The 8,205-nt window shown below is 71.9% G+C and carries 9 protein-coding genes; 6 read left to right on the forward strand and 3 right to left on the reverse strand.

The window, feature by feature from the left end; translation table 11 throughout:
• Positions 1-22 precede the first annotated feature (22 nt).
• Positions 23-1,318: a PucR family transcriptional regulator gene (locus QM595_RS07635; RefSeq protein WP_415170942.1), complete on the reverse strand. Its 1,296-nt coding sequence runs from the start codon at positions 1,316-1,318 to the stop codon at positions 23-25.
• A gap of 117 nt (positions 1,319-1,435) precedes the next feature.
• Here QM595_RS07635 and QM595_RS07640 point away from each other — a divergent pair, with 117 nt between their 5' ends.
• From QM595_RS07640 to QM595_RS07650, 3 genes are all read left to right on the forward strand, one after another.
• Entirely contained in the window at positions 1,436-2,101 is a 666-nt protein-coding gene (locus QM595_RS07640; RefSeq protein WP_415170943.1) for a DUF2877 domain-containing protein, read from the forward strand.
• A 62-nt stretch (positions 2,102-2,163) separates the two neighbouring features.
• Positions 2,164-3,651 (forward strand): FdrA family protein, encoded by a 1,488-nt coding sequence (locus tag QM595_RS07645; RefSeq protein ID WP_415170944.1) that lies wholly within the window; start codon positions 2,164-2,166, stop codon positions 3,649-3,651.
• Positions 3,648-5,054, forward strand: coding sequence for a DUF1116 domain-containing protein (locus QM595_RS07650; RefSeq protein WP_415170945.1), 1,407 nt, complete (start codon positions 3,648-3,650; stop codon positions 5,052-5,054). Before QM595_RS07645 ends, QM595_RS07650 begins: the two co-directional genes overlap by 4 nt.
• Positions 5,055-5,093: 39 nt before the next feature.
• Here the strand turns inward: QM595_RS07650 and QM595_RS07655 are convergent, their stop codons facing one another.
• Together QM595_RS07655 and moeZ are read right to left on the reverse strand one after the other, a co-directional pair.
• Positions 5,094-5,375 (reverse strand): MGMT family protein, encoded by a 282-nt coding sequence (locus tag QM595_RS07655; RefSeq protein WP_415170946.1) that lies wholly within the window; start codon positions 5,373-5,375, stop codon positions 5,094-5,096.
• Between the two features lie 35 nt (positions 5,376-5,410).
• Complete coding sequence (gene moeZ / locus QM595_RS07660; RefSeq protein WP_415170947.1) at positions 5,411-6,631, reverse strand: adenylyltransferase/sulfurtransferase MoeZ; 1,221 nt, start codon at positions 6,629-6,631, stop codon at positions 5,411-5,413.
• 201 nt (positions 6,632-6,832) lie between these two features.
• On the opposite strand from moeZ, the gene QM595_RS07665 reads away from it, so the two are divergent.
• From QM595_RS07665 to QM595_RS07675, 3 genes are all read left to right on the forward strand, one after another.
• Positions 6,833-7,420, forward strand: a complete 588-nt coding sequence (locus QM595_RS07665) for a TetR/AcrR family transcriptional regulator (RefSeq protein WP_415170952.1) — start codon at positions 6,833-6,835, stop codon at positions 7,418-7,420.
• A 43-nt stretch (positions 7,421-7,463) separates the two neighbouring features.
• Complete coding sequence (locus tag QM595_RS07670; protein ID WP_415170948.1) at positions 7,464-7,685, forward strand: DUF3107 domain-containing protein; 222 nt, start codon at positions 7,464-7,466, stop codon at positions 7,683-7,685.
• Positions 7,686-7,794: 109 nt separating this feature from the next.
• A complete protein-coding gene (locus tag QM595_RS07675) occupies positions 7,795-8,115 on the forward strand; it encodes a GlsB/YeaQ/YmgE family stress response membrane protein (RefSeq protein WP_415170949.1) in 321 nt (106 codons plus the stop codon).
• Positions 8,116-8,205 lie beyond the last annotated feature (90 nt).

Genomic DNA, 8,205 nt, shown 5'->3' on the forward strand with positions numbered 1-8,205 from the left:
GTCCGGGGTGGCCCGGGTGGGATCAGCCGGTGATCTCCAGGACGCGCAGCGCCACCGCGACGTCGAGACGCAGATGCGGGTCCTCCGAGAGCGGGCCGAGCAGCCGCTCCAGCTTGGAGACCCGGTAGCGCATCGTGTTGTAGTGGAAGAACTGGCTGCGGGCCGCCTCGGCGACGTTGAAGTTGGTGTCGAGCAGCACCTGCAGCGTCTTGCGCAGGTCGGCGGCCTCGGTGGTGTCCTGGGCCAGCGGGCCGAGTACGTCGTTGGCGAAGGAGCGCAGCTCGGCCTGGTCGGGGATCAGCGCGATCAGCCGGTGCAGGCCCAGAGAGTCGAAGAAGGTCGTCGACCCGTTGCCGTGGACCCGGCGGCCGACCGCGACGGCTCGCTGCGCCTGGGCATAGGCCTCGGGCAGGCTCTCCAGGCCGCGAGCGACCCGGGAGACGCCGACGCTGAACGGCCGCCGGCCGCCGCCCTTGTCGCCGGCAACGGCGTGCACCACCTGGCGCACCGCCTGGTGGCCGGCGTCGTGGGCATCAGGGTCGTCCGCGCCGATCGGCAGCAGCACCACCACCTCGGAGGAGAAGTCGACGGTGGCGATGCCCTCGCCACTGGCGCGGGTGACCTGCCGCCAGGCCGCCGCGAAGCGCTCCTGCCACTGTCGTCGTACCAGCCGCGAGACGGGCGTCGCGCCCGGCGGCAGCGGGTCGATCTCGGCGCACATCACGATCAGCGGCCGGTCCAGGTCCCAGCCGAAGGTGGCGGCGTGCTCGGCGACGTACTCGTCGTCGCCGGTGCGGTGCAGGAACAGGTCGCGCAGGAAGTCGCCCTGGTACTTGTTCTCGACGGCGGTGATCGCCTCCTGCCGGGTGATCAGCAGCGCGGCCACCGCCGCGGCGCGCTCCAGGGCGTGCACGTCGTCGACGGAGATCTCCCCGTCGAGGCGCACCGCGATCAGCCGGGCCAGGTCGGCGCCGCCGGCCGCCACCCGTAGGCTGCGCGCCTCGTGGCCGCGGCCCAGCGCGATGCGGGTGCCGCCGAGCCGCTCGACCCGGATCCGGCCGGTCGGGTCGACGAGGTCGTGCTCGTCGAGGACGGCGCGGTGGTCGATGGTCACCGCGGCGGCCCGTTCGCGGCCGTCGGTGGAGGTCACCAGGACCCCGACGTCGAGCACTCGCGCCACCTCGGCGGCGATATTGTCGAGGGTGCCGTCCTCCAGCACGATCTGGGTCAGGGCGCGGTGCAGCGCGTCGATCCTGGCGAGTGCGGCGATGGCACGCTCCGGGTCGGTCTGCTCCGCCCGGGCCTCACCTATCAACATCTGGCCCCTCCTTCCTCGATCGTTGGCAGAACCTCACATCGGCACACCGTAAGGCACTTGGCTAGCGTCGGGGAGGTGAGACGGCCAAATCCCCTGCCATCCGCTGCCCCTGTCCGGGTGCGCGACCGGCTCGCCGCGGCCGGTGACGGCCCGCTGCGGGTGGTGCACCGGGGCCGCGACGCGGTCTATCTCGAGGTCGACGGCTGGTGCGTCGGCGTCGTCTCCGGGGCCGCCGCGCAGGTGCCGTGTGCGCTGCGGGTGGTCTCGCTGGCGGGACTGCCCGGGGACCGGGCCGAGCTGGCCGGTGGCGTGCTCCACCTCGACGGGGTGTCGCTGCCGATCGGGCGGATCGTGAGCACCCGGGTGCCGTCCATGCCGCCAGCGCCGCGGCTGCCTCAGGCGCGTCATGCGACGGGCCGGGTCACCGAGGAGACCGTGGCGCGGCTGCTGGGCTCCGGCGACGGCCTGACGCCGTACGGCGACGACGTGCTGTGCGGCTGGCTCGCGCTCCACCGGGCCGCCGCCGTGGCCACGCCCGAGGTCGACGACGCGGTCCGGGCGCGGCTGCATCGCACCACGCTGCTCTCCGCGACCCTGCTGGACTGCGCGATGCACGGCGAGGTGCTGCCGGAGTTCGCGGCCTGGGTGAGGTCGTTGGACACGCCGCGACAGCCGGCGGCCGAGGAGGCGCTGGCCGCGATCGGCCACACCTCCGGCCGAGGCCTGCTGGCCGGAGGCCGGCAGGCGCTGGGCGAGCTCTCCTCGGTGGTGACGGCGGCGTGAGCGAGCAAGCGACGCGAATCATGGGCACCATGCCGGCCACGAGCGCAGCGAGGGGTGACGGCATGACCTTCACGCACGTGGAGCTGCGGGCCGCGTACGCCGACTCGGTGACGCTGCTGCAGGTCTCCCGCACCGTCGCCGATCTGCCCGGCGTGCTCGCCGCCCAGGTGGCGATGGCGACCCCGCTCAACGTCGACGTACTCGCCGGCATGGGCTTCGAGGTCCCGGCCGAGGCGACCCCCAACGACATGGTGGTCGCGCTCCGGGTCGCGGCCGAGGACGACCTGCCCGACGCGCTGGCCGGGGTGGCCGCCGCGCTCGCGGACTCCTCGCGCCGCCCGACCGGGGGCGCGGCCGAGGTGGCGCCGCACCGCACCACCGCCGCCGCGCTGCGCGAGGCCGACACCGACGCGATCGCGCTGGTCTCGGTGCCCGGCGACCTCGCCCTGCTGGAGGCGATGGACGCGGTCGAGACCGGTCACGACGTGATGGTCTTCAGCGACAACATGCCGGTCGAGCAGGAGGTGGCGCTCAAGACCGCCGCCGCGACCCGGGGCGTGCTGGTGATGGGCCCCGACTGTGGCACCGCCGTCGTCGGCTCCGTCGGCGGGGGCCCGGCCAGCGGAGGGCTGGGTCTGGGCTTCGCCAATGTGGTCTCCCCCGGCCCGGTCGGCATCGTGGCCGCCTCCGGCACCGGCACCCAGCAGCTGCTGGCGCTGCTCGACCATGCCGGTGTTGGCGTCACCGCCGCGCTCGGCGTCGGCGGCCGCGACCTCTCCGCGGCGGTCGGCGGGCTGTCCACCCGTGAGGCGCTGCGCCGGCTCGACGCCGACGACGAGGTCGAGCGGATCGTACTGCTCTCCAAGCCGGCCGCCGCCGAGGTGGCCGCCCGGATCGAGGAGTACGCCGAACGGCTGGCGACCCCGGTCACCTTCGCGCTGCTCGGCGCCGGTGCCCCCGACCTGACCGCCTCGGCGGAGGCGGTGCTGACCGAGCTCGGCGTGACGGTGCCCGACTGGCCGGTCGCCGGCTCGGCCCGACCCGTCGCCGGCGGCCGGTTCCTGCGCGGCCTGTTCGTGGGCGGCACGCTCTGCGACGAGGCCATGCTCATCGCCGCCTCGGTCCTCGGCCCGGTGAGGTCCAACATCCCACTCTCGCCCGAGGACGCGCTGCCGGCGACGCTGACCGCCGCGGCGCACACCTTCGTCGACTTCGGCGACGACGCCCTGACAGTCGGCCGGGCCCACCCGATGATCGACCCGACGCTCCGCCTCGACCATCTCGCCCGCACCGCGGCCGACCCCGAGACGGCCGTCATCTTGATGGACGTGGTGCTCGGCCACGGCGCCGAGGCCGATCCGACCGCGGCGCTCGCCCCGGCGCTCGCCGGCATCGAGAGGCCGGTGGTCATCAGCCTGATCGGCACCAGCGGCGACACGCAGGGCTACCAGCGGCAGGTGGCGGCCCTGGTCTCCGTCGGCGCCGAGGTGCACCTGTCCAACGCCGGCGCCACCCGCCGCGCCCTCGCCCTCCTGGAGACGTTGTCATGACCGTCGTCAGCTCCGGCATCGACCTGCTCGCGGCCGCCGTCGAGGCCCAGGCGGTCCCGGTCAGCCGGGTCGACTGGCGGCCGCCGATGCCGGGCACCGAGGCGGATCTCGCCACCGTGGCCACCGACCCACGGCGCTACGCCGCCAACCAGGACGCGCTGGCCGCGATGCTGGGCGTCACCGCGACCCTGGTCGACGTGGCACCCGCCAGCGAGGTGCTCGGCCTAGAACGGGGCCAGTTCCTCCACGCCGGTCCGCCGATCACCTGGGAGCGCGCCTCCGGTCCGCTCCGCGGCGGCCTGATGGCCGGCGCCGCATTCGAGGGCCTGGTCGACGACCCGGAGGACGCGCCGGCGCTCTTCGAGTCCGGCAGCCTCAGCCTCGACTCCTGTCACCATCACGGCGCGGTCGGGCCGATGGCGGGCGTGGTCACGCCGAGCATGTGGATGTTCGTGCTCGAGGACGCCGCGACGGGTCGGCGTACCTATTGCTCGCTCAACGAGGGTCTGGGCAAGGTGCTGCGCTACGGCGCCTACGAGGAGTCGGTGCTGGTCCGGCTGCGGTGGATGCGCGACGTGCTCGGGCCGCTGCTGCAGCGAGCCGTCCGCGGCACCGTCGGCGCCGGCACCACGATCGACGTCACCGGCATCCTCACCCAGATGCTGCAGATGGGCGACGAGGCCCACAACCGCAACCGGGCCGGCACCCTGATGCTCCTGCGCGACCTCTCCCCCGCCCTGGTCACCTCCGGGGCGGACAGCGAGGACATCGCCGAGGTGCTCCGGTTCGTGGGCGCCAACGACCACTTCTTCCTCAACCTCGCCATGCCGGCCTGCAAGCTCGCCCTCGACGCGGCCCGGGACATCCCGGGCAGCACGATGGTGGTGGCGATGGCCCGCAATGGCACCGACTTCGGCATCCAGGTCTCCGGCACCGGCGACGAGTGGTTCACCGGTCCGGCGCAGGTGCCCGAGGGGCTGTTCCTGGGCGAGTACGGACCGGAGGACGCCAACCCCGACATCGGCGACTCGGCGATCACCGAGACCGCCGGCATCGGCGGCTTCGCGATGGCGACGGCACCGGCGATCGTGCGGCTGGTGGGCGGCTCGGTGCCCGACGCGTTGGCGGCGACCCGGCGGATGCACGAGATCACCCTGGGCGAGAACCCCCGCTGGATCGTGCCGATCCTGGAGTTCCAGGGCACCCCGACCGGCATCGACGTCACCCGAGTGTGCCGCACCGGCATCCTGCCGCAGATCAACACCGGCATGGCCGGCAAGGTCGCGGGCACCGGCCAGGTCGGCGCCGGCCTGGTCAACCCGCCCGCCGAGGTCTTCCCCGCCGCGCTGGCCAGACTGGCCGAGCTGTCCCGCCAGTCACGCCCGACCCCCGCCGGCCACTGAAGGTCTGCCCCACCACACGCCGGAGGAGTCCGCGCGGGGTCAGTGACGCGGCAGCCAGAAGGCGGCGGAGAGGTCGACGGCGCCGGAGGGCCGACGCGGCGTCGCCTCGGCCAGCCAGGCCTGTCGCGCCTCGTCGGCCAGGTACGGCGGCAGGGTGCCGTCGGCGCGCACGCAGCGCCACCAGGGCACCCCGCCACCCGACCTGGACATCACCCGGGCGACATTGCGCGGTCCGCCGCCGAAGTCGTCGTACAGCACGTCGGCGATGGCGCCGTAGGTCGTCACCCGGCCGGGCGGCACCCGCTCGACGAGAGCGAGCACCGCCTCGGCGTACTCCTCAGTGTTCAGTGGGCCGTTCAGTAGCTCGGCTGCGAGGGGTCGATCTGGTTGACCCAGGCGACCACGCCGCCACCGACATGGACGGCGTCGGAGTAGCCGGCGCCCTTGGCGATGGCCAGCACCTCCGCGGAGCGGACGCCCGACTTGCAGTGGAAGACCACCTGCCGCTGACCCTCGCCGGACAGCTCGCCGAGCCGGCCCAGCGCGGTGCCGTTGAGGAAGTCGCCCTTGGGGATCAGCACCGAGCCGGGGATCTTGTTGATCTCGTACTCGTTGGGCTCGCGCACGTCGACCAGGACGAAGTCGCGAACGCCGTCGGTGCGCTCCTTGAGCATGTGCTCGAGCTGGACCACCGAGATGGTCGCGCCGGCAGCGGCGTCGGCAGCCTCCTCGGAGACGGCGCCGCAGAAGGTGTCGTAGTCGATCAGCTCGGTGACCGTGGCGTGCTCGCCGCACAGCGCGCAGTTGGGATCCTTGCGGACCTTCAGCTTGCGGTAGCTCATCTCCAGGGCGTCGTAGATCATCAGCTGGCCGATCAGCGGCTCGCCGATGCCGGTGAGCAGCTTGATCGCCTCGGTCACCTGGATCGAGCCGATCGAGGCGCACAGCACGCCCAGCACGCCGCCCTCGGCGCAGGAGGGGACCATCCCCGGCGGCGGCGGCTCGGGGTAGAGGCAGCGGTAGCAGGGGGCGTCCTCGGCGAGGGTCGGCGCGAAGACCGACGCCTGGCCGTCGAAGCGGTAGATCGAGCCCCAGACGTAGGGGATCTTCAGGAAGTACGCCGCGTCGTTGACCAGGTAGCGGGTCGCGAAGTTGTCGGTGCCGTCGACGATGAGGTCGTAGCCCTCGAAGATGCGGAAGACGTTGTCGTTGTCCAGCCGCTCGTTGTGGATGACCACGTCGACGTAGGGGTTGGTCTCGTGGATCGCGTCCGCCGCGCTCTCCGCCTTGGGCCGGCCGACGTCGGACTGGCCGTGGATGATCTGGCGCTGCAGGTTGGACTCGTCGACCTCGTCGAACTCCACGATGCCCAGCGTGCCGACGCCGGCGGCGGCCAGGTAGAGCAGCGCGGGCGAGCCCAGGCCACCGGCGCCGATGACCAGCACCTTGGCGTTCTTGAGTCGCTTCTGACCCGACATGCCGACGTCGGGGATGATCAGGTGCCGGCTGTAGCGGCGGACCTCGTCGATGCTGAGTTCGTCAGCAGGCTCCACGAGCGGCGGGAAGGACGCTGCCATGGTCTCGGGCTCTCCTCAAGGTTCTGGTCGGTCTGCGGTGCTGGGTAGGTCTGCCCAACACCGGCGCACCCACTCCATGTTCCCTCATCGGGTCAACGCACCGCGCCGCATCCCGTGATCCGGACACCGGCTACGCCGGAGTAGGCTCGCCGCGTGACAACGTACGACGACCTCGACACGGCGCGCCCCCGCGGTGGCCGGATGCCGCGACGCGAGCGACGCGCCCAGCTGCTGGACTCAGCGCTGGAGGTCTTCGTCGCCCAGGGCTACCACGCCGCCGCGATGGACGACATCGCCGACCGGGCCGGTGTCTCCAAGCCGGTGCTCTACCAGCACTTCCCCGGCAAGCTGGAGCTCTACCTCGCGCTGCTGGAGAAGTCCTGCGACGAGATCATCGAGCACTGCCGCGCCGCGCTGGACTCCACGCACGACAACAAGCAGCGGGTGACGGCCACCATCGACGCCTTCTACAGCTACGTCGCCAGCGAGACCGGCGCCTTCCGGCTCGTCTTCGAGTCGGACCTGACCAACGAACCGGCGGTGCGCGAGCAGGTCGACCGGGTCACCAACCAGTGCGCGGCCGCCATCGCCGAGGTGATCCACGACGACACCGGGCTGCCGGCACCGGCCTCGCTGCTGCTCTCGGTCTCGCTGGTGGGCATGGCACAGCAGAGCTCGCGGTTCTGGCTGGCTGACGACGGCGGCCTCTCCCGTGAGCAGGCCGTGGCGCTCGTCTCCGGTCTGGCGTGGCGCGGCATCCGCGGCTATCCCAAGACCGAAGAGCACTGAGAGTTTTTCCCGAGGTAATTCCTCAGAACGAGAAGGAGCAGTCGTGGAGGTCAAGATCGGCGTCCAGTACGCCCAGCGCGAGCTGGTCGTGGAGACCGACGAGACGACAGAGGCGGTCGAGAAGCTGGTGACCGAGGCCATCGCCGGTGGCGGCCTGCTGACCCTCACCGACCACAAGGGCAAGAAGGTCTTCGTCGCCGCCGACAAGATCACCTATGTCGAGGTCGGCCGCAGCACCGTGACCGCGGTGGGCTTCCGCAGCTGACACGACCCGCCGTTCCGCGTCACGGGGTCCGTGCATTTACGTCTCAGCAGGTGCAAGATCGAAGCGGGGCATCGGCACCGATGTCCCGACCGCTCCGGAAAGGACTCCCATGGGCGTCATCTGGTTCATCATCACCACGCTGATCGGCGGCGCGATCATCGGCTGGCTCGGCAAGGTCGTCGCGCCGGGCGGCAAGGACAACATCAAGTTCGTCCCGATGGTCGTCGTCGGCATCATCGGCATGCTGGTCGGCAGCTTCCTCTACTACGCCATCTTCGGGGTTGCCGGCAATGTCGAGGGCAACTCCAATTACGGCTGGGACAACACCACCAAGGGCATCGACTGGTGGCGCCACATCTGGCAGGTCGTCGTGACGGCAGTGCTGGTCGCCGCCTCCACCACGGTGCTGCCCCGCCTCACCAAGAAGTAGCCGAGTCGGCGCTAGTGCTGGCGCCACAACCGTCGAGTCGGGGGGCGGTCGGGGGGTTAGAACCACCAGGCGGCGAGCGAGAGAGCGAAA

It is taken from the genome of Nocardioides sp. (assembly GCF_047607185.1).
In the GTDB taxonomy this organism is placed as follows: domain Bacteria; phylum Actinomycetota; class Actinomycetes; order Propionibacteriales; family Nocardioidaceae; genus Nocardioides.

Excerpts from the sequence above, each read along its gene's own strand:
- QM595_RS07635 (WP_415170942.1), bottom strand. The coding sequence starts at position 1,318 with ATGTTGATAGGTGAGGCCCGGGCGGAGCAGACCGACCCGGAGCGTGCC.
- QM595_RS07645 (WP_415170944.1), top strand. The coding sequence starts at position 2,164 with ATGACCTTCACGCACGTGGAGCTGCGGGCCGCGTACGCCGACTCGGTG.
- QM595_RS07650 (WP_415170945.1), top strand. The coding sequence starts at position 3,648 with ATGACCGTCGTCAGCTCCGGCATCGACCTGCTCGCGGCCGCCGTCGAG.
- moeZ (WP_415170947.1), bottom strand. The coding sequence starts at position 6,631 with ATGGCAGCGTCCTTCCCGCCGCTCGTGGAGCCTGCTGACGAACTCAGC.
- QM595_RS07665 (WP_415170952.1), top strand. The coding sequence starts at position 6,833 with ATGCCGCGACGCGAGCGACGCGCCCAGCTGCTGGACTCAGCGCTGGAG.
- QM595_RS07675 (WP_415170949.1), top strand. The coding sequence starts at position 7,795 with ATGGGCGTCATCTGGTTCATCATCACCACGCTGATCGGCGGCGCGATC.